The organism is bacterium (assembly GCA_019695305.1).
Classification (GTDB): Bacteria; UBA10199; UBA10199; order UBA10199; family JAIBAG01; genus JAIBAG01.
In genome coordinates, this window is the sequence record JAIBAG010000010.1 from 14,179 (window position 1) to 36,590 (window position 22,412).

Annotated in this window: 13 protein-coding genes; 3 read left to right on the top strand and 10 right to left on the bottom strand. The window is 41.8% G+C overall.

The features are described 5' to 3' along the window. Nucleotides 1–4 precede the first annotated feature (4 nt). Nucleotides 5–616: a TetR/AcrR family transcriptional regulator gene (locus tag K1X76_06230; protein MBX7148666.1), complete on the bottom strand. Its 612-nt coding sequence runs from the start codon at nucleotides 614–616 to the stop codon at nucleotides 5–7. Nucleotides 617–855: 239 nt separating this feature from the next. On the opposite strand from K1X76_06230, the gene K1X76_06235 reads away from it, so the two are divergent. From K1X76_06235 to K1X76_06245, 3 genes are all read left to right on the top strand, one after another. Next, the gene (locus tag K1X76_06235) at nucleotides 856–2,247 is read left to right on the top strand and encodes a hypothetical protein (protein ID MBX7148667.1); all 1,392 of its coding nucleotides are present in this window, start codon (nucleotides 856–858) and stop codon (nucleotides 2,245–2,247) included. Between the two features lie 108 nt (nucleotides 2,248–2,355). Beyond that, nucleotides 2,356–3,822, top strand: a complete 1,467-nt coding sequence (locus tag K1X76_06240) for a hypothetical protein (protein ID MBX7148668.1) — start codon at nucleotides 2,356–2,358, stop codon at nucleotides 3,820–3,822. 22 nt (nucleotides 3,823–3,844) lie between these two features. Continuing rightward, nucleotides 3,845–5,866 (top strand): DUF4215 domain-containing protein, encoded by a 2,022-nt coding sequence (locus K1X76_06245; protein ID MBX7148669.1) that lies wholly within the window; start codon nucleotides 3,845–3,847, stop codon nucleotides 5,864–5,866. 5 nt (nucleotides 5,867–5,871) lie between these two features. Here K1X76_06245 and K1X76_06250 read toward each other — a convergent pair whose 3' ends face one another. The 9 genes from K1X76_06250 to K1X76_06290 form a co-directional block, all read right to left on the bottom strand. After that, on the bottom strand, nucleotides 5,872–7,722 hold the full coding sequence (locus K1X76_06250) for a hypothetical protein (GenBank protein MBX7148670.1): 1,851 nt from the start codon (nucleotides 7,720–7,722) through the stop codon (nucleotides 5,872–5,874). Next, on the bottom strand, nucleotides 7,719–13,271 hold the full coding sequence (locus tag K1X76_06255) for an FG-GAP-like repeat-containing protein (GenBank protein MBX7148671.1): 5,553 nt from the start codon (nucleotides 13,269–13,271) through the stop codon (nucleotides 7,719–7,721). The genes K1X76_06250 and K1X76_06255 overlap by 4 nt, the downstream gene beginning before the upstream one ends. Before the next feature lie 190 nt (nucleotides 13,272–13,461). Further along, nucleotides 13,462–14,169, bottom strand: coding sequence for a type 1 glutamine amidotransferase (locus tag K1X76_06260; protein ID MBX7148672.1), 708 nt, complete (start codon nucleotides 14,167–14,169; stop codon nucleotides 13,462–13,464). Nucleotides 14,170–14,354: 185 nt separating this feature from the next. After that, complete coding sequence (locus tag K1X76_06265; GenBank protein MBX7148673.1) at nucleotides 14,355–15,776, bottom strand: FAD-binding oxidoreductase; 1,422 nt, start codon at nucleotides 15,774–15,776, stop codon at nucleotides 14,355–14,357. Between the two features lie 30 nt (nucleotides 15,777–15,806). Next, nucleotides 15,807–17,306 (bottom strand): SpoVR family protein, encoded by a 1,500-nt coding sequence (locus tag K1X76_06270; GenBank protein ID MBX7148674.1) that lies wholly within the window; start codon nucleotides 17,304–17,306, stop codon nucleotides 15,807–15,809. Beyond that, on the bottom strand, nucleotides 17,303–18,409 hold the full coding sequence (locus tag K1X76_06275) for a DUF444 family protein (protein MBX7148675.1): 1,107 nt from the start codon (nucleotides 18,407–18,409) through the stop codon (nucleotides 17,303–17,305). The genes K1X76_06270 and K1X76_06275 overlap by 4 nt, the downstream gene beginning before the upstream one ends. A 36-nt stretch (nucleotides 18,410–18,445) precedes the next feature. Beyond that, the gene (locus tag K1X76_06280; GenBank protein MBX7148676.1) at nucleotides 18,446–20,521 is read right to left on the bottom strand and encodes a serine protein kinase; all 2,076 of its coding nucleotides are present in this window, start codon (nucleotides 20,519–20,521) and stop codon (nucleotides 18,446–18,448) included. A 232-nt stretch (nucleotides 20,522–20,753) separates the two neighbouring features. Next, entirely contained in the window at nucleotides 20,754–21,587 is an 834-nt protein-coding gene (locus K1X76_06285; GenBank protein MBX7148677.1) for an MlaD family protein, read from the bottom strand. 48 nt (nucleotides 21,588–21,635) lie between these two features. Beyond that, nucleotides 21,636–22,394 carry an ABC transporter ATP-binding protein gene (locus K1X76_06290; protein ID MBX7148678.1) on the bottom strand — a complete coding sequence of 253 codons (759 nt, stop codon included), beginning with the start codon at nucleotides 22,392–22,394 and terminating at the stop codon, nucleotides 21,636–21,638. Nucleotides 22,395–22,412 lie beyond the last annotated feature (18 nt).

Here is a 22,412-nt window from a genome sequence, read left to right on the forward strand (position 1 = left end):
ACTACTAGGCAGTTAAATACTTTTGAAAATGCTTAAAGAAAAAGCCCAGAAGCTGCGACCTAATACCATCCACATCAAGTTTAGGATCGAGCGAAATGCGCAAACTAATGCCATCCATCAAACAATAAAGTATCATCGGTAAAATTTCGAGATCTTCTTTATCAAGCTTGATAGAAGCCCCTTCTTTTTCCACAAACTTTTTACACACATCGCCATATTCAGCGTAGTTATCGATAAGGTTTTGGGAGTTATCGGGATTATTTTTATTGTACGACCATACTTCCATTAAAAACATGGTAAGGTTTTCAATTTCTTTGCGAGAAGGCAGCGCCACATTAAACACTTCCAAAATTTTTTGCGGCGGCGGGATATCTTTATTCATCAAGTTTAAAAACTTGGCCTTTTCACGGTCCATCACAAACTTCATGGTTTCTTTAATGAGGCGGTCTTTACTTTTAAAATAGTAATTGAGAAGCCCCTTACTAAGCTTAGCTTCCACCGATATCTTTTCTAGGGTTAATTCTGATACTGGCCTATGGCTTAAAAAGCGGTAAACCGCCTCCATAATGCTCTTTTTACGCTCTGCTTCAAGTTTTGGATTTTTTGTTTTAGCCATACAGTTTATTGATATATTTCTATGATTTTACTTTGTTTTCCATAAATCTCAATAAAAAAAACAAGAAATATCATATATTTATCATTTAAACTTCAATAAATAAATTATCCAAGCAACTTATTTTTGATCTTGACGATAAGTAATTAATTGGTTAATGCGACAATACCGTCTCATAATTAAGTTATTTGGACGATTTTTATATAAGTCGTTAATTTACTTAAGAAAATTGTATATAAGCTATGCAACATAAATTTGTCCTTTTTCTTGCCTTCTTCTCTTTAGTGAGTACAACAGGCGCTTATGCTGATGATACTGGCTTTTTTACGGCTCAAAATTTAAGCGACCAATTTCAAAACCGGATTAGCGTTGGAAATGCTCATAGCTGTTTTATTAAAGATGATGGTGTTGCCAGTTGCTGGGGCAAAAATGATTTTATGTCTTTAGGCGACTCTTCCTATACACAAAGTTATTCTGCACGCCCCCGCCTTGTTCCACTTTACGACAATAGCGAATCTTATGTTTCAATAACAGCCGGTTTTTCTCACACGTGCGCAGTCACTTCTAACGGCCACGGACGCTGCTGGGGATATGATGCCTATGGCAATAACGGCAATGGTTTTAAAAACACTCTCTATAACGGCAAAAAATTTATTAACGCCGATACCGCCAAACCAGTTGTTTATTCATTTGAAAATAATGGCATCACACAAAACATAGAATTAACCGATATTTTACAACTTGGAGCAGGTAAAAATCACAACTGCGCAGTATTACACAATGGCGCTGTAGAATGTTGGGGCAATGCCAGCAATTGGGAACTTGGCAACAATGATAGTGGTACTAATAAAAATTATGCTGTTGCCGTTTTAGGTTATCATGGTCCCGGTGTTAATCTGCCCAATCCCGAATGTGCCAATACATGTAATCAAAGCTGCGTTATGCCCAATTATATGGGGCTCATGGTTGCCGGGACCAACATGAATACCTGCCTTGTTCGTTTGGATAATAAAATAGAATGTTGGGGAACAGAATCAAGCGATGCTCCTGTGAATGGCAACGATACCTATAGTGACGCTGTTCATTATCCTCAATCCCGTTTTGTACTTGATAGCATAACAAAAACACCCCTTGAAAAAGCTTTTTACGTAGCCGCCAGCAGTTTTCACGTATGTTCCGTAGTAGACGATGATATCCCTGGCGATAATGTTGGTTCTGTTTATTGCTGGGGCACTAACGACAATAGCCAGCTAGGAGACAACACAAAAACCGATCAAATCATGGCCGTAAAAGTAGCCGGCATCAGTAATGCCACCATGGTGGATTGCGGAGAAAAATTTAGCTGTGCTGTTACCACCGATGGAGAAGTTAAATGTTGGGGCTCGCAAATTGTTGGCCGTATGGGAAATGGCGTTTCAAGCGAAGCCGTGCAGTTTGTACCCTCCGCAGTAAAAACAGATGCTCAAACAAATTTATCAAATGCAGTTGAGGTTTCATTGGGTTTTGCCCATGCCTGCGCCTACACCAATAATAATGGCGTAAGTGATGTTTATTGCTGGGGCCAAAATACCAGCGGTCAATTAGGTAACGGCTCAACGGCTAATTCGTTGTACGCCAAGAAAGTAGCTTTTTAAAAGCTTCGCAGTACCCCTTCCATGGATCTGTCATGCCCAGACACAGATCCATTAATACCCGCGATGGGGAAGTTGCCCCTTCCCCATCGCAATTTTTTTGTGAATATTATGGAAAGTAATTTAGTAAATTTATATTTAAATGAAACCAGCTGGCCCGATACCACTAACATGGAGGATGTTTGTGATACACCTCCACTTTCTGATGCTCCCGCATATCCCAAACCATTAAGTGCTTTTGCACCGTCTCCTGTACCACCTGTTGTTGTTCCTGCTGCCAGAGAACTAGCAAAAGACGTCATTGCTATCCCTCCTGTTCGAACTGCAGTAAGCGCTTTAGGATTAAGTGTGCTTGTGGCCAATGGCCTGCGTTGTGAAACAAATCCTTCAGAATGTTATAATTTATATCGTAAACCTTCCTGGTCTTTTCAAATAAGCGGTGGCTTTAAACCCATACCACGCACCACCACTTATAACCATGATACCGATGAAATATTTGATTTAGGCACATGCCCTGAAGAAAAAACTGCAGACGATGATTTTACCACAACAACCGAACTTGGTTTTTCGCCATACGAAGAACAATACTTAGAAAGTCGCCCTACCCCTACTGTGGTAGACCCGGCCGAACCAAGTGCAGACCCCAACAAAAAACTGAGCCCTATAGTTATTCCTAAAACTCCAAGCCAAGAAAATGACGATGACAGTGATGCAGGCATTTCCATGAGTGCTGGCGATGATGATAATACGGCAGAAAATACGGATGTCACAGACCCCGATAAAAAAGTCGATGCTGTAGAATTACGTGAAGTCTTTAGCACAAAAATTTATTCAAAAAAGGGTTATTCTAAAGAAGAAATTATGGCCATGCCTGAGGCAGAACGCGCTATTTTCTACGCATGGTTTTTAGATTTATTAACCGAACCCGAGGAAGGTGCTACAAGTTTTGTTGTACCGTTTGCAGTAGATCAACATAAAACGCTTCCTCAACCCGCAGAAGACCCAAGCCATGAAGAGATCTTAAACAATCTCCATCATGCTGCACTGGGGCTATTAACCAGCACCGAACACCAAGGCTTACTTGATTCTTTAGATCAATTAACATTTTCCCCAAACATCATAAAAGAAACGGTTGACGATATTTTTCCTTTTAAAACAACAATAGTGGTAGATGGTGAAAAATTAGAAGTATTCACGCAATATAACCCCAACACCTCGTATGCCGTTTTAAAACCTAAATATCATTTGGCGCGAGTTATATTGAGAGATAACACATCGGTACTCCGTTTATATATTATTAACCCAGATGGGAGAAATAACCAACACGCCATAGCGCCATCACATTTTTTTCGCGAAGCAGGACGCAAAGCAACATTTCAAGGCATAGCTGCGGGTTATTTTGTTGAACCTGCAGGAACACTTATTTTGGATGGAGGAAGTGAATTTTTTCCTACAGAAAAGCGAGGCTATACCCCAAATCGGCAGTACGCTTTGCTCTCACAACCTCATGAACCTTGCGGTTTAGAATATGCCTTAGCAATTTTAGAAAAATTCTTTAAACAGGTTTCTATAAATTAAAAAAATTACAACAGGAGCCCCAATGAAATTATGTACTCGTTTATGTACCCTCTTCCTTTTATCCTTTACATTTGTGACCACAGCTTTTGCGGATGAGGTGGGAACCAACGATTTTCGCATCAGCGATATGGGCACAAATGGTGTTGCTGGCATTACAGCCATGGCCCCCTCTATTGCTTATAATTCTACAGACAATGAATACATTGTCATTTGGGTAGGCGATGATAACACAGCCCCTTTAGTTGTAGGTGAGCATGAAGTATTTGGCCAACGCTTAGACGGTAACGGAAACGAAATTGGAAGTGATTTTCGTATTAGCGATATGGGGCCAAATGGTGATGTTGATTATGATGTACAAGGCGGGACACAAAAAAATCAACCCACAATAGTCTATAATTCAACCGATAACGAATACTTAGTTGTATGGAATGGCGAGGACAATACCGGAAGCCTTATTGATGGAGAACCAGAAATTTTTGGACAACGCTTAGATGCGGACGGCAATGAAATTGGCACTAACGATTTTAAAATAAGTACTATGGGTCCCGATGGTGATGGCAACTATTTTGCTTCTAGTGGGGCACATGCAAGCTATAATTCAACCAATAACGAATATTTAGTTGTATGGACCGGTGAAGATGATACGGCCCCTCTTGTGAATAACGAAGTTGAAGTATTTGGACAGCGCCTAGACACCGATGGTAATGAAATTGGCACCAACGATTTTCGCATTAGCGACATGGGTACAAACGGAACCACAAATCACGCCCCATTTGGAGATCCTCGCGTGACTTATAATAACACCGATAATGAGTACCTGGTTGTATGGTCAGGAGACGACAATACCGGAGCATTGGTCCAGGAAGCCTATGAAATATTTGGCCAACGCTTAGATACCGATGGCAATGAGATTGGCACCAATGATTTTCGGATTAGTGATATGGGCGAGCTGGATACAGATACAGCCTTTCAGGCTTTTTATCCTAATGTTACCTACAATCAAACGGATAATGAATATCTCGTTGTATGGTATGGAGATGACGAGCGCGACGACGTAACTGATGACGAGTATGAAATTTACGGTCAACTGCTAGATGCCGATGGTAATGAAATTGGTGATAATGACTTTAAAATTAGTGATGTAGGTCCCGATAGCTCTAATAACTATTTAGCACTTAGTCCCAATGCTTACTTTAACAGTTTAGATGATGAATATCTTGTTACCTGGGCAGCCGAAGATAATAACGGCGGCATGGTTGATGAGGAATATGAAATATTTGGCCAACGTTTAAATACCAACGGTGACGAAATAGGAGATAATGATTTCCGTATAAGTGATATGGGTCCCGACGGAGATGCTAATTATGATGCAACATATACACAATCTATTGCATTCAATATTACGCTCAATCAATACTTAGTAGTATGGAGCGGAGACGATAATACGGGAACATTAGTTGACGGTGAAATTGAAATATTTGGCCAAAGTCTTAATTTCCCTAATTGTGGCAATGGCGTTTTAGAAACTGATGAAAGCTGCGATGACGGCAATGATGACAATACCGATACTTGTTTAAACACTTGTGAAACAGCAAGCTGCGGTGACGGCTTTACACAAACAGGGGCTGAAGAGTGCGATGACGGCAATGACGACAATACCGATACTTGTTTGAACACTTGTGTAGCAGCAAGCTGCGGTGATGGGTTTATACAAACAGGCGTTGAAGAATGCGACAATGCGGGGGCTAATAGCGACACTATGGCAAACGCTTGCCGTACCACTTGTATAGAGGCATCCTGCGGCGACGATATCATCGACACCGGAGAAGAATGCGATGATGGCAATGCAACTAATGATGATGGCTGCGATAGTGTTTGCGCTACCGAAGATGCAGATAGTGGAGATGATAGTACCGGCAGTTCTTCAGCAGGCGGGTGTTCGCTAGAACAAAACTCATCACCCCCTTCATTAAATACTATCATGTTGGTGATACTAGTTATGGGAGCACTGCACCTTGCTACAAAACGCAAAGCTTTTAAATAGAGTGATTAAGGATTAGCTACAGTTGTTGTAATATAAAACGTAGAACTATACGCGGTATTTCCACCCGCTGTAATTTTACCACGGAATAAAACCGTATCGGACGCTAAACAATTGGCACTAAACGTATTCGCATCCGAAAACACATCGTTACTCAGCACAATTGTATTCCCATCAGGAGTACCGCAACCCATTTCGTGCGGGGTATCAAAATCCAAATTATTATCGTCGGCCGAACATTCGATGCAAATTTCGGTCACGTTATCGGGCAAGTTTTCAAAGCTAACTGAAAAGTTGGCATCCACGGCCACATCTACATCCAAACCCTCCCATGCATCGTAACTGGCCTCGGCCTGACGATCGAGCTCGAAACCTTCGTATTCAACATTTTCGGCTCGGGGCAATAAATAATTAGCTACCGATGTAAACGCCACCTGATAAGTATCGGATACAGGATACAAAGAATAAAAACCGGCATCATCAGGACTAAAAACATTATTGGTACCCAGCGATAAATAATTAACATCGTAGCTATCATCAGACGGGATAGGAATAAAACCCAGCACGTTATCTTCGGCCGAACTATCGCCTAAATCTACCTCGGCTATAATATGCGTTTCTTCGTCGTCGATAGTAAAATCTACAACATCGTATTCACCGGTAATAAGAACGTGATCTTCAAAGGGCGCCTGGCCTTCTATGGAACACAGCCCCACAAAACTTGAACCGCTGGGAATACACTGGTAAAAATATTCACCGTGGCTGGCCACATAAATCATTTTAGCGTTATCGGCTAAATCGTTTGTACTTAAACCCAAAAATGCCGCCATGGTGTTTGAAATAACACTATTAGGGTCGGAAATATCCACCTGAAACGCTTCAGTATTGCCGTTAGAAAGCTGAGCCACTACAAACAAAACTGTGTTATTAAGCCAATCAATTTTTACACTCTCTACATTGGCCGAAGCCCCTAAATCGGCTTCAAATTGATCTTCGGTTTCAAGATCAACAATCAACAAATTTTGATTAACAGGATTAAAAGGATCTTCAAAAACGGAAGTAGCTAAAAGACTGCTATCCGGGCTGATGGCCATGGAACGGTTACTGGGCAAAACAGTGCCTGTATCAATTATGGCCACGTTGCCATCCCCATCTACCAACACAATTTCATTTTCATCCTCATCAAAACCACTAATAAAATTTTGCCCCGGAACCGAAGTAAGATCGTAAAGGAGACTATCCAGTTCTATGGGCGACTCACTAAAAAGCCCGTTGGAATTAATAGACGTAATAACAGGATTTCCATCGGCATTTGTTGCCGATAAATAAATGCCGTCCGCCCCTTCTACCAAACCATTAGGCTGTATGGAAAAAGCGCGGGTCGTATCCGTCATGCTGGCACTTGAATTTGTTAAAAACACCGCAAAAGTGCGACGCCCCAGCAAAGGGTTAACAGGACCCACTTTAAAATAAACAGGTTCGGCAATCACATCGCAGCCCGAAACGCATACGCTCACCGCTACAGGTTTGCTTTCAATTTCCTGAGGCAAGGTGATGGTAAAATTACCCGTAACACTAAACTGCTGTTTTACTTCGCCATCATAAATAACAACTAACTCTTGCGTTGTGGTTTCATCAACCGCTGTGCCGCTTACCTCACCAATATTATCGACTGTTTCGGTATCGGTACCGGCAAAAGCCAGCGACGTAGGATCGACACTGGATACTCCTTTAGCAATAGGAAGCGGGATATCAATGGGAGCGCCTTCAAGTGAGGTAAGGCCTGACGATGTACCGGTAGCCCCGCCACAGGCACCTAAGGAAAGAAAGATGGCAACTAAATATATTTTGCGAATCATGCGTATTTTCTTTTAAAAAAGACTACAAACAATAATATTAAATACCATGATCCCCAAGAGAAGGAAACTTGTGAATTAAGCGAACATCCGCCACCGCCCTGAACATTATTATACAAGCTATTACCACCACCACTCTCTATTTGCCCCTGGCCATTAGCCGCACGAGAGATACTAAATACTAAAGTAGAAGTCTGCCCACCCTCTTCATCCGTCATTAAAATATCCAAAATACCATCGCCATCCACATCGGCCAGAGATAAACCACTAGCTCCTAACAGGCTCGACGAAGATGCCGCGTTAATACTGGTAAAACTTCCTGAAGAGGGATCGCTAATATCAATAACTGCCGACACATTGGGACCCCCAAAAATAATATAAATGGCACCACCATTGTTACTGCCGCCCATCGGGATAGCAATTACAACATCTTCGTAACCATCACCATTCACATCCCCCACACGGGTATGATAGGCAAAAAGACCATCGCAAAATACTCCATCTACCCGCACATCAGCATCATCGGCTGTTTTATCTTCTAAACTTTCGGCACCATAAAACACATACACATGGCAACCATCCATGCTGGATACCACTAAATCGTTTAAGTGATCGCCGTTAAAATCGCCAATATCACTCGAAAAATATTGGATGGAATTCGTAATGTTTGCATCGGCATTATCATCTAAATCAATATTGTCATCCCAATCATCAGCACCCTCAATGGCACGCACTTCTGCTTGCGATGGAATATCAACATCCAGCACAAGCCCTCTCATAATACTGGCACCAAGGCTCGCTTCCAATTCATTGGAATAATCTTCGGTATATTTACCACCCACATAAAACTCGGAATCGGTATCGCCGTTGGTATCTTCGGCTTCCATGAAAATATTTTCGGTTAACGGAACATTCTCACCTTCGGTTACAAGAGACACAAAACTTGCCAGGTCTTGAGTGTAAACCGAAATAATACGCATGCCAGGCGCATGAATGGCTATTTTATCGTCAAATAAAAGTATATGAGTACCAAAATAACTATTCTCACTTTGCCCTTCAAGAGTGGTAACACCACTCGGTAAATTCCAAGCATAAACCTTACCACTTAAAGTGCCATTGGGAATTCTATACACAATACCCTTGTTGTTATTGGCTGTAGGATCGGCAATAAAAACGGCATCGTCCGAAGTCTGATAAACAAGAGTTTCGCTTGTTAAGCCATAAAAAACGAAGTCATCAAAATCGATAGTATAAACACTGCCGCGCCCTGATACAGTTTTTACTTGTTCGGCAATTAAACTGCCACTGGATGTTACCTGGCCTGCTTTAATATTGCTATAGCGAGTAACACTATCATCACTTGTTGAAACACTCGATTTAACAACATCTACCACGTACGAATCGTTAGCACTCCTTGTAGTGCTCGATACCGTTAAATGAACAACAACCTGCCCGTTTGAATCGTTAAAACTAACAGTAGCTGTAGAAGCTGACGGGCTAGACAGAAGTGTACCTTGCCCTCTTACACTCCATTCATATGTAGAAGCATTGAGAACGCTCGCCGTATACGATTGAGTTGTACCACCTGCAGCAATTGCGGGGCCTGTAATACTGACTTCGGGGCGGCCCGTCTCTTCATCATCACCTTCATCGCCCTCATCGGCATCATCTCCCTCGTCATCATTATCACTTATAGCGGCAACCACGGTAGGAGCAGCCAAACCATTGTAACTTAAATCGAGGCTTGTTACTAAATGCGATAACGTCACATGATGATCACCTTCGTAAACAGAATCATCCACAGCCTCTACCGTTACTGTTTGAGGCGTACTCCAATTATTGCGTGTAAAACTTAAGGTAGTAGGCGAAACACAGGCCTGGGCATCATCCACCAAAACCGTTACATTCACGGTTGCCGAGGGACGCGCTGTGAGAACCACCAAATAAGTATCAGTCGTTCCATCTTCATCGATAACAGTTTCGGCATCCGATTCAAAAATACTTACAGATTTGGTTTCGTTATCGGAGATATTCACTATAAGACTACCAACACTAATTCCATTGTAATTGGTATCGGAGCTTGAAGCTGTATGGGTAATTGTGGATGATGCCGACCCTTCGGTAACCTCATCATCAACAGCTGTTACCGTCACACTTTGCGGGGTATCCCAGTTTCCGGAAGTAAAAGTGAGAGCTGAATCCGAAAGTGTTACTTGTGCATCATGCGTAAGAGTAACAGTAACGTTGTTTGTTGGCTCGGTAGAAAGTACAACCGTGTACGTATCGGTAGCACCACCTTCGGCCACAACCGTATTGCCGCTTGTATGAGCCACCGTCACACCCGCGGTATCGTTATCTACAATAGGATTTACAGTAATATTGGAAATAGTAATCCCATCATAAGTTCCATCACCGCTCGTAGCCGTATGTGTAATAGTTCCTGAGTGAGATCCTTCCATCACATCGTCATCAATAGCCGTAATGGTAACCGTTTGCGGTGTACTGTAATTAGCAGATGTAAAGATGAGGGACGAAGGCGAAGGCGTTAATTGCGATCCTCCCGACAGGTTAATTGTCACATCACTGGTGGGCTCGGTATTAAGAGCAATAGTATACGTATCGGTAACACCACCTTCGGTAACACTGCTCGATCCACCTGATTGGGTTAAGGTAACTCCCGCCGTATCATTATCGGTATTGCTCACGGTTAAATCGGCCACACTTAAATTATTGTAAAAGCTATCGGCCGATGAAGCATTGGCATTGTTTACATAATAAGTGATATTTCCATCTGCAATAGCATCATTCACACCCGTGATGGTTACCGTTTGTGGTACGTTCCAGTTTCCGGATGTAAACGTAAGAGACGATGGAGATACGGTTCCTTCGGTTGTATCACTAGAAGACACCCCTATTGTCACATCGGCTGTGGGTTCCGAATTAAGTACTACGGTATAAGTATCGGTACCACCGGCTTCGGTAGTGGTAGCCGTATTTTTACTTACTGTTGTGCCTGCTGTGTCATTATCATTGATGGTAGTGGTTTGCTGTTGCGTACCCGATTCGGTAGCATTATTCACAGTAGTAATATCTACAATCAAAGTTTCATCGTTTTCATCAATAGAATCGTTGATGGCTGTTGCCGTAAAAGATCCGGTAGTAGAACCCGCCGTAATGGTAACAATAAGACCCGACACAGTGTAATCGGTACCAACACCCCCTGTAGTTCCACTATAAGAAAAGTTAACCGTCACATCTTTTCCGGATGCAGCCGATAATGTTGCCGTAAAGGTGGCAGCGCCTCCCGCTTCTGAAATGCTGGAATTATCAAGGCCAAGAGTGACAGTAGGAGCGGCATCATCATCCGTAATGGTTACCGTTTGCTGCTGCGTACCACTCTCCGTACCATAGGTAACGCTAGCAATATCAACAATAACTGTTTCATTTTCTTCATCGGTAGTATCACCAGCGGCAGATATTGTAGCCGTGCCTGTTGTATCACCAGCAGGAATCGTAATGGTTGTAGAAGAAAGAGTATAATCGGTTCCCGATCCAGTGGCTGTACCACTCACACTTAAAGTTACAACCACATCCAAATTATTGGTGCCTGAGAGAGTTGCTGTAATATCCTGAGTACCACCAGTTTCGGAAATGCTGGCACCACCCGATAACGTTACCGAAGGGTTGGTATTATGACAGGTGGTAGTAAGGGTATAAGCGCTGCTGAATTGTGATGTGCCATTGGTGGCATCGGTAGCGGTAGCAACCAGTTTATTGCCAGCTAATTTATAACTGTTGTCTGTAATGGTATATGTCCATGCGCCGCCACCATCTGTTGTGGTTTCACCAATATAGGTTTGCCCTTCCTGATTATCGCTATCGGCATCAAAAACTTGCACCGTTGAATTAGCTGTAGCCGTACCAGTAAGAACCGTATCGGTTCCCGAACAAGAGTCGCCCGAAAAAACAGGAACCGGATTAAGAGCTTGTAAATCGGTATACAATGAAAGAGCAAGGCCGCTTGTGCTTCCGTTATTATAAATAGAATTTCTTAATACTTTTGTTCCGGTACTATTGGCATCTTCAACGGTAATACCGCTGTAAAACGAGCCCCCGTTATTGGCAATAATATTGGCTTTACCGGATGTTGTTCCACCAATGGTTGTTCCTGTTGCTGTGTTCCAAATATAAATACCTTCACGGGAATTTCCGCATGAACCTCCACCAGCTTTAATACCAATTCTGTTTCCCGCAATAGTTGTATTATCGCCGCCCCAGATATTAATACCAATAGACGACATGTTACAGATGACGTTTGCTTCTAGGACATCGCCGTCATCAGTACCAATACGTGTGCCCGAACCCACAACACCAACACCGTAGTTACCAGTTAATACGCTTGTACCATCAGCACCTATACCAATAGAGTTACCCGCAATAACGGCATTGTTGGCACCCGCATAAATCATGTCGTAGCTTACCGAGCCAGCGATGATATTTTTTTCATTGGCATCAGCCGTTCCATTGCCATCGGTACCAATACGCACGCCATTTCCGCCCGATGCAATATAAATGGCAAACATATCATTTTGCAAAACAGCGTTACCGGTAAGCGTTGTACCAATATAGTTACCGGCAATAACCGAGTTATCGCCGTTGGAACCTACAGAGATACCCTCTTGAGCACTTCCTGAAATAAGGTTTCCTTCATAAGCATCATAAGTTCCATCGCCATCGGTACCAATCATGGCACTTGGTGCCGCAACATTAATATTTTCGTAAGTATTGCCAAGATCGGTATCGCCATCTTTATCGGTTCCAAAAAAATTTCCGGCCACAGTTACAGCAGTACTCGACTCAATATGCAAACCCGCAACACTATTCCCCGCAATAATATTTCTTTCTCCGGCATCATTCGAGCCATCACCATCGGTACCAATAACACTGTTGGCACCCGACGATGGCATATAAATACCGGTTCCACTATTACCCAAAGCCGTATCGCCATCGGTATCAACACCAATATAGTTACCTTGAATTTTAACATTTGCAGCTGTTCCACTAATTTCAATACCATCGCTTCCAAAACGTACAATGCTTAAACCCATGACAGTAACATTACTGCCAGAAATGGTAAGACCGTTAGCACCAGCCCCGCTACCAGCACTGATACCATCTAACTTAATTAAAATTGTTGAATTGATAGCATTGGGAAAATCGTTTGTGCCAGCACTAGCACCCGATTGCGAATAACCATTAATGGTAATTGTACTTCCCGAAATGGTAGGCAGTGCCGAAGTGGGGGTAATGGTACACACACCACCGCATCCCGAGATATTAAAATCAATGGTATCGTTACCATCACCATTAGCAGCCGTAATAGCTTCTCTGAGCGAACAGTCGGCATCGCAAGTACCATCGTTGGTATCGGCGGTTTTGCTAACAGTGTAGGTGGTGGCAAACGATACAAGCGGAAATAATAGGAAAAGAAAAAAAAGCCCCCCTTTTAAGGCCTTTATGCCAGCTCTTCTATATGCTTTGTGCTGCATCATATATATGATACAGGAGCAAAAGTGGAGCCATACCGACAAAAAAACTGTCTACTTAAATTAATTTATAAATAATTGAATTTTAAATAAATTTTTAAACACTACTTAATAAAAACAACATGAGTGAGGTAAAAAAACACCCCTAAAGCGGCAATATTTATCCAATTATTTTATTTATTTGAGAAATGATCAATCAAATCATCTTTTCAAATGATTTAGCTAGGGCTTGGCATAAAAAATTGAGACGCCCTATATAAGTAGGGATGTTAGATAAAATATTTTTAGAATCAATCTGCGGCAAACAGGATAACTCTTCCTTATTCCCATTTTCATCTAGCCATTCGGCCACCATGGCAGCACTTACTTCCACATGAAACTGAAGGCCGTAAATATTTTTACCCAATCTAAAAGCCTGGTTTTGACACAAAGGTGACGACGCCAGCAACACAGCACCGTGTGGCAAATTAAAAGTATCGCCGTGCCACTGAAAAACAGTTTCAGTTTTTGAAAAAGAAGAAAACACAGCATCGGTTTCCCCCGCGGGGGTCAGATTTAGCGGGTACCAACCAATTTCTTTTTCTGTATTTTTTACCACCTTGGCCTCAAACGCCTTGGCAATCATTTGTGCGCCTAAACAAATACCCAAAACAGGTTTTCCCGCAGTATACGCCATACGAATCACTTGAGCTGCCTTGATAAGATGCGGAAACTCGGTGGTATCATACACACTCATAGGCCCACCCATCATAATGAGGGCATCGTAGTTAAAAGCACTATCATTATAACGAATGAGTTCTTGAGGATTAAAATACCGGAGCGTAAAACCTTGTGACAAAAAAGAGTTTTCCAAAACACCCAAATTTTCGTGCGGCACATTTTGAATAATGAATATCTTTTTCATCAACACCCCCATTTCCATCACATTCTTTCCTGGGGCTAAATTTTATTTTTTTCACTTTTTTTGTTCTTTGGCCTGTCCTGCCTTCATCAAGCACATCTCCTAAACAACGATAAAAGGCCGTCGAGGCGCATCAAGCATACCCAAAATAAAAAGCAGGCCTTTCAAAAAATGTGAAAAAAATAAAATTAAGCCCCAGGGAAAATATTCCCCCGACCGAGTAAAAAACTAGGATCCCATTTCTTTTTAAGAGCGAGCATTTTTTGCACCACAGACGCATTATGTTGAATCTCCAAATAATTATGATGAATTTTTCCAACACCATGTTCACCTGCAACCCCACCACCCAAGCCAACCGCCCGCCTGCACACATCTTCCACAAATTTTTCAATACGGGCTTTTTCAATATTATCGCGTGTTAAATAATTCCAGTGAGGATGGCCATTACCAATGTGAGCAAAAACTAAAAAAGGTATTTTTTGTTTTATACTCTCATCATAAATAGTGAGCATAAAATTTTTCATTTTATTTGGAGGAACCCACCAATCGGTAGAAATCTTTCCACCTCCCGTATCCAAAAACTTTCTATTCCGCTCATTCACCATCTGGGGAATATAGTGACGAAAAGCCCTAAGAGCTTCTTTTTCTTTGTCACTTTTGGCTACAAACAAATATTCTTCCCAACCCTTACAACCGTGCTCCTCATAAAAATTTTGAAGCACTTCAAGCCATAACGATAGTTTTTTATCGTAATCGGCTTCACTGATATATTCCTGCTTTACATATAAAAGAGATGTTGTCTTATCGGGGAATTGCGGGATTTCTTTCTGTTCACAAAAAATTTCAAATGCTCCGGGGCCAATCAGCTCAATAGCCCGCGGGTTTAACTGGTCACCCACACTTAGTTTTTCCACAGCGTTTAAAGTATCGTCAAAAGTTTTAAAGGGTATAAGAAGCGCAAAAAAACCAAAGGGGGGCTTGATGAGATCCACGGTAATTTGCGTGATAATTCCCAAAGTTCCCTCGGAACCAATAAGATAATCAATCTCCTCGCCATCCAAAAAATAACCTGCCTTATTTTTGGTGGTCATAGCAGGCATGGTTTTTCGCTTAAGCGTTTGAGTCTGTCCATCCGCCGTTACAATCTGTAACTCGCGGATGTAGCGACGTGTAGGCCCGTATAAAAAGCTATCTTCACCGGTGGCATTGGTAGCAACCGTTCCTCCTAATTGAGCTTCCTTATAACTGGTAGGATCGGGGGGATAAAAAAAACCGGCTTCTTCTACTTTCCTTTTAAGATCACCCAGTAAGATACCGGGCTCACAAATGGCAATAGGCGTTTTAGTAACGGGATCGGTAGCAATATCCAGCAAACAATCCATCTTTTCAAAAGCGAGTAAATATCCACTATCGGCCTGAGAAGCTCCCGTCATAGCCGTACGCGATCCGCAGGGAGTAATGGGAATTTTATGATGAAAACAATACCCTACAAAATCGGAAAGCCCTTTTACATCTTTAGCAAAATAAAGCCCATCCGGATTGCCCTTATAAACCGTACTGTCTTTATAGGTTAAGAGACGAGAATCGTCCTTGGACACTAAATTAAACATGGATTCTATCTACAAGATTGAGCTGTAAGGTCAAATACCATCTTTAGAATCACTTTCTGTGTGTTCCTTGCCATCAAAACGGAACAAACGGTGGCGATCGCCGGTTTGGGTATCAATAAGAACAGGACGTTTCCATACTACATACAAATTTTGCAATACTTCCTTTATGTAATCGGTGCGCAAACCAGCGCCATCGTAACGATGCTTTAATAAAAGCTCGGAACGGTTACTATGATTGGCATCTACCACCTCAATAACAGGCTGTCCAAAGTTAGTAAGCTGTTGCAATAATTTTTGTTTAATCACGCCAAATTCACGCGAAGCAATTTCATAAGTTTTTTTAGAAAGATTGTAGTCGAATGAAAACATTTTGTGCTGAGCACAAAATTCTGGAGTTAAAAACGTATCTATAAATGTGACATCATTATAAATTTTACGCACTTCAAAAATTTTTTCTCTGCCCAACCCCAAATTTTTATCCCACTTCTTTTTTTCCACCATATTATCGCACATATCGTATTCCAAACCAAAACGACCTTTATTCCAACGCTCTTCAATATCGCGGTAAATCTCAATGCCTATTTTATACGGGTTAAGTCTGCCTCCGCTCATAGCCACCGTACCCGAATGATGATCGGCAAAATCAATTACTTCAGAATCGTCCATAATTTTGTTTGTCATCATTTTGCTATGCCAATAACTGGCCCAACCTTCATTCATAATTTTGGTTTGGCCCTGAGGCGCAAAATAATATGCCTCGTCACGAATAATAGTTAAAACATCTCTTTGCCATTCTTCAATAGGGGCATAGTTAATAAGAAAGGCCATCACGTCACGCCAGGGCTCTAAGGGAAAAGTTAGTTTTTGATTTTCGTTCTTCTTAGAGGCCTTCTCACGTTGCTCATCTAAAAAATCTTTGGGATTAATAAAGTGCGTTAGATACGAACGATCTGTTTTAAGGCGCGCCACGTCATCATCGGGAGCCTCCTTGGCAATACTACCCGTGTCGTGTCGTTTAATGAGAGGCCCGTAAATATCAATTAAATTATCCAACGACAAACATACATCTATAAAGGCTTCCACCGGCTCATACCCGTATTTATCAATATAACGCATCACACGCGTTTTATGATTAGCCATGCCATCCATCATCTGGCGGTTGGTATGAGCAAAAAAGATATTATTTTTAAAAAAATCGCAATGACCATAAACATGCGCCATCACCAGTTTTTGATCCATGAGCGAATTACTATGCAGTAAATAGGCGTAACAAGGATCGTTATTAATCACCATTTCGTAAATTTTGGAAAGACCGTAGGCATAGCTTTTTGAAAGCTGCTCGTATTCCATACCAAAGCGCCAATGGGGATAACGATTGGGAAAACCACCGTAAGAGGCTACTTCGTTAATCTCTTTCCAATCAAGAATTTCAAAAATAACGGTATAAAAATCGAGCCCGTAATCGGAAGCAATTTTTTCAATACGATCACGCCAATGCTTTAATTCATCTGGAAGCTGTGTATTCCTCATTTGCCCTTTCCTAAAAAGGTTTTGATGGATTCCACAATTTTGTCGCGGCTTTCAATTTTAGAAGTGAGCATTTGCTCATTTTTTTCACCAAAGCGCGCATGTAAATCTTTTAAAAACTGCCCACTGCCGTATTCACTTTCTACTTGGCCGTAGCAAAATACGTTAACCAAAGGAAAAAACTCTTTTTCCATTAAATCCATACATTCCTGCGTGTCGCTAGCCGACCAGTTATCGCCGTCGGAAAAATGAAAAGGATAAATATTCCATTCGCTGGGGTCGTAATCGTCGTGAATCATCTTAAGTGCCAGCTTGTAAGCCGATGAAATAATGGTACCGCCTGATTCGCGCGTATGATAAAAGGTATTTTCATCCACCTCGCGCGCTACTGCATCGTGAATAATATAACGAGTTTCAATACCTTTGTATTGTGAGCGCAGCCAGGTATCGAGCCAAAACGATTCAATACGTACAATTTCTTTTTGTTCCTGCCCCATAGAACCCGACACATCCATCATATAAATAATCACAGCCTTGTTTTGTGGTTCCTTCACCACCTTAAAACTGCGGTAACGGCGATCTTCTCCGTAAGGAACAATCACAGGCTTTTGAAAATTATATTGCCCCGACACAATTTGACGTTTTAAAGCTTGCTTATAGGTACGTTTAAAATGGCGGAGTGATTCAGGCCCAGACGGGCGAATGCCACGGTATACATTTTTTTGAGAAACAATTTTATCGGAGTGTTTGGGTTTAATGCGCGGCAGTTCCAGTTCTTCGCCCAGCATTTGGGCAATTTCTTCGATGGAAACATCCACCTCTAAAATATGCTGACCGGCTTCACTACCCGCCTGCCCCTGCCCATCTTCCTCATCCCCTTGGATGGGAGTTCCCTCATCTCCGTCTCCCTGACCAATACCGCCCATTTCTTTATCGGAAAATTTAAAATGTGGGATATCAATATGCGGAACAGGAATGCTGATGAATTTTTTACCCTGCTTGCCAATCAGCTCACCATGCGAGATATATTTTCGCAAATCCCGCTTGATTTTGCCGCGGACAATTTCCTTAAAACGGTTATGGTCTTGTTCAATTTTTAAAACCATTCTTTTGCTCTACCTCTCCTCTTTATTTCTGCGTTGTTATTCTTTATTCCGAATATCTCCTCTCGCAAAAATAGAAGCCACGTAGTTTAACACGTCGGTGGCGCAGATATCGCAATAGCCATGGTTTTTAATAAGACGCGATTTCACCACGTCTATTTTTTCCTGGGTATCTTTATCCACCACACTCGACACAAGGCTGGTGAGTTTAATGGTGTCTTTTTGATCTTCAAAAAGTTTGAGTTCCAGAGCTTTATGTAAACGCTCGTTGGTTTTATAATCAAACTTCTTGCCCTCAAGCGAGAGAGCGCCAATATAGTTCATGATTTCACGTCTAAAATCATCTTTGCGCGTATCAGGAATATCAATTTTATCCTCAATGGATCGCATTAAACGTTCATCCGGCTCCTCATCTTGGCCGGTGTATTTGTTGCGCACTTTTTCTTTTTGCGTGTATGCCTTTACGTTATCTACGTAGTTAGCACACAAACGTGTAATCGCATCTTCATCGGCCGCAATAGCACGCTGAACCTCGTTTTTCACCATATCTTCGTATTCCGATTTTACAACGGATAAAAGATCGATATAGCGTTTTTTCTGATCTTCATCCGCAATAAGTGAATGGTGTTTTAAACCCGATTCCAGCTCGTTCATCACCATAAAGGGATTGACGCAGCCTTCTCCCAAATCGGATACCAAGGCATTGGAAATTTTATCCTGCACATAACGAGGCGATACACCCTCCATACCTTCACGCTTACTATCCTTGCGCAGTTCCTTCACGTTGTCTTCTGTATAACCCGGAAGCGTTTTGCCGTTATACAACTTCAATTTTTGCATAAGCGACAAATTGGCTTTTTTAGGTTCTTCTAAACGCGTGAGAATAGCCCACATAGAGGCCACTTCTAGCGTATGAGGAGCAATATGTTTGCCACGAATTTTCCCGGGCACATAATCTTTACTGTAAATCTTGCTTTCTTCAGATAACTTGGTGATGTACGGCACATCAATTTTAACCGTACGGTCACGCAGCGCTTCCATATACTCGTTATTTTGCAAGCGACGATACTCGGGCTCGTTCGTGTGCCCAATAATCACTTCGTCAATATCGGTTTGCGCAAACTTTTTGGGTTTTACCTTGTGCTCTTGGCTGGCGCCCAACAAATCATACAAAAAGGCTACATCAAGCTTGAGCACTTCTACAAATTCGATGATACCACGGTTAGCCACGTTAAATTCACCATCAAAGTTAAACGCACGCGGATCTGATTCGGAACCATACTCGGCAATTTTTCGATAATTTATATCACCGGTAAGCTCGGTAGAATCTTGGTTCTTTTCATCTTTAGGCTGAAAAGTACCAATACCAATGCGGTCTTGCTCGGAAAGAATTAATCGGTTTACTTCAATATGCTCCATCACTTTTTCCCAATTTCCCTCATAGGCACTAAAAAGAGAATTGTAATAAAAGCGACACATAGGGCACAAATCGCCCTCCACCACCAAACGTTCGTCGGACGACAATTTGTCGTTGGCGGTTTCCATAAATTTTTTGCGGGCTTTAATAGGAATTAAACGTAAAGGCTCTTCATGCATGGGGCATTTTACGCGGTCAACATTACCAAAAATAGCATTTACGGCATCGTTACCTTCACCCTTAACCCACGAATAAGTATACACGGCTCCTTCAGGAGTACGCGAATAACGCTCCAGACCTTTTTTAAGCAGACGGGCAATGGTAGATTTAGAACTGCCCACCGGACCGTGCAATAAAATAACGCGTTTTTCGGGGCCGTAATGCCTAGAGGCTGCCTTAAACACATTCACCAATTTCATAAGATGTAAATCGAGGCCGTAGATAGCGTCTTTACCCCCATCGATAGGATCTTCAAAAAAGTTATAATGAACAATCTTCTTTTTATGTTCTTTAAATTCAGATGAGCCGTACGAAATAATCATGTCGTATACGCGTTGAAACGACGTACGGGCTACTTTTGGATTTTTAGCAAAAATTTCTAGATAATCGTGTAACGTCCCCTTCCAGTGTAAATCTTTAAAATCGCGAATATCCTCAGACTGCTTAATAATTTCAATCAACCCCTTGGAATCGAGCATGAATGCCCCCTTTGGTTAAAATGGTCTTTCGCATTGAGACTCAGATATTGGTCCCACTCGAAAAACACGTTGTCCGAGATTATTTAAAAGAGCCGTTGGTGATGTTAAGGTAAGCCTTCGTAATGTTTATATTAAAATTGTAGCAGAGGTTTGGGAAACATGGCAACTTTTTACTTTATTTTTTTTGACGCGGTCCATCATGTGGAAAACTACAATTTACAAGGGTTTACGGTTAATTGCCTTTTTGAGGGGTATTTTTGGTCTCTAAAAGCTCCTCATCACGGGTGCGCATGGTCTCCCGGATAACCGCACGGATCAATTTATTGCGGTTGGCTTTGCCCAAGAGGGTTTTAATATCGTTAAACAAGCTAGCGTCATTTACAATAGCCCCAAGGGTTCCTTGGCCTTCATTAATTTTTTGAGTAATATCCCCCACATTTTGGGTGGTATCTTTCAAATTGGCGGCCACTTCCGTAATTTGCTTCATCATCTCCTTACCCTGAGTTCCATAGATAAGCTCGTTGGCAAAACCTTTTCCATCCTTAATTTCAAGGATCATCTCATTCAGGTTTTTAGTCAGGTTATTCACATTATCTACTATAGAAGCCATGGAATCACCTTTTTCCATCAAGGCATCCAAACCGGCCGACTTGCGCACCAACAACTCTTCTCCATCCTCTAAAGTAGGCTTGTCGGAACTACCCACACTAATCCATACCATTTTATCGCCCAAAAGCCCCTGGGTTTGGATAGAGGCCACCGAGTCTTGACGAATACGATCTTTATAATTGCTTAACACCTGCAAAACCAGCTTCACCTTTTTTTGAGATAAATTATCTTCAAAAATAATTTTTTTGACAGTCCCTACATGAATACCCGCCAACTGAACACCTGCACCCACACGCAAGCCGCTGATATTTTCAAAATGAGCATTAAGCGTATAGTTTGTTTCAAACATTCTATTTTCACTACCGAGCATAAACAACACCAGCATCAGCAAAATAACACCCACGCCTACAAACGCCCCTACCTGAAGTTCCATATTTTGCTGTTGCTTTTGAGACATAACTTTTTAGTACTGCGTTTATTAATTATTGGATGCTGTACAAGTACACTAGGCCTTACCTGCTTCCTCAATAATTCCAATATTACCTTCAATAAAATTTTTCACAATGGGATTTGTAGATTTTTTTACGTCATCAACAGTACCTACAAACTCAATTCGCTTGTTATGCAATAAAGCCATACGGTCCGAAATACGAAAAGCCGAGGCCATATCGTGCGTTACAGCAACTGACGTTACCTTTAAAACACTTTGCAGACTTCTAATAAGCTCGTCAATACGATTGGTGTTGGCCGGGTCTAAGCCAGTAGTGGGCTCATCGTATAAAATTACTTCCGGATTGGTAGCAATAGCCCTGGCCAAACCTACGCGCTTTTTCATCCCTCCCGACAAATCGGCAGGGAACATATCCTCAATACCCGGAAGGCCTACCAATTTTAATTTTTCTTTTACAAGCTCGGCTAATTTAGAATCGGGGTAATGAAAATGTTCTCGCAAGGGATAGGCCACGTTTTCAAAAACAGTAAGCGAATCAAACAGCGCAGCCCCCTGAAAAAGCATTCCAATTTGGGAACGCATTTTCATTAATTCGGGCTCTTCCATAGTCATAATATCTTTACCTTTAAAAAATACCTGACCTTCGTCGGGCTCCAACAAGCGTAACAACAGCTTTAAGGTAACACTTTTACCCGAACCGCTACCACCAATAATAGTAAGCGTTTCGCCGGCTTTAATAGATAAAGACAGGTCCTTTACAACCTCTTTATCGCCAAACGATTTACTAACATTTTTAAATTCGATAATGGACATTAACGCTGTAGCATAAGT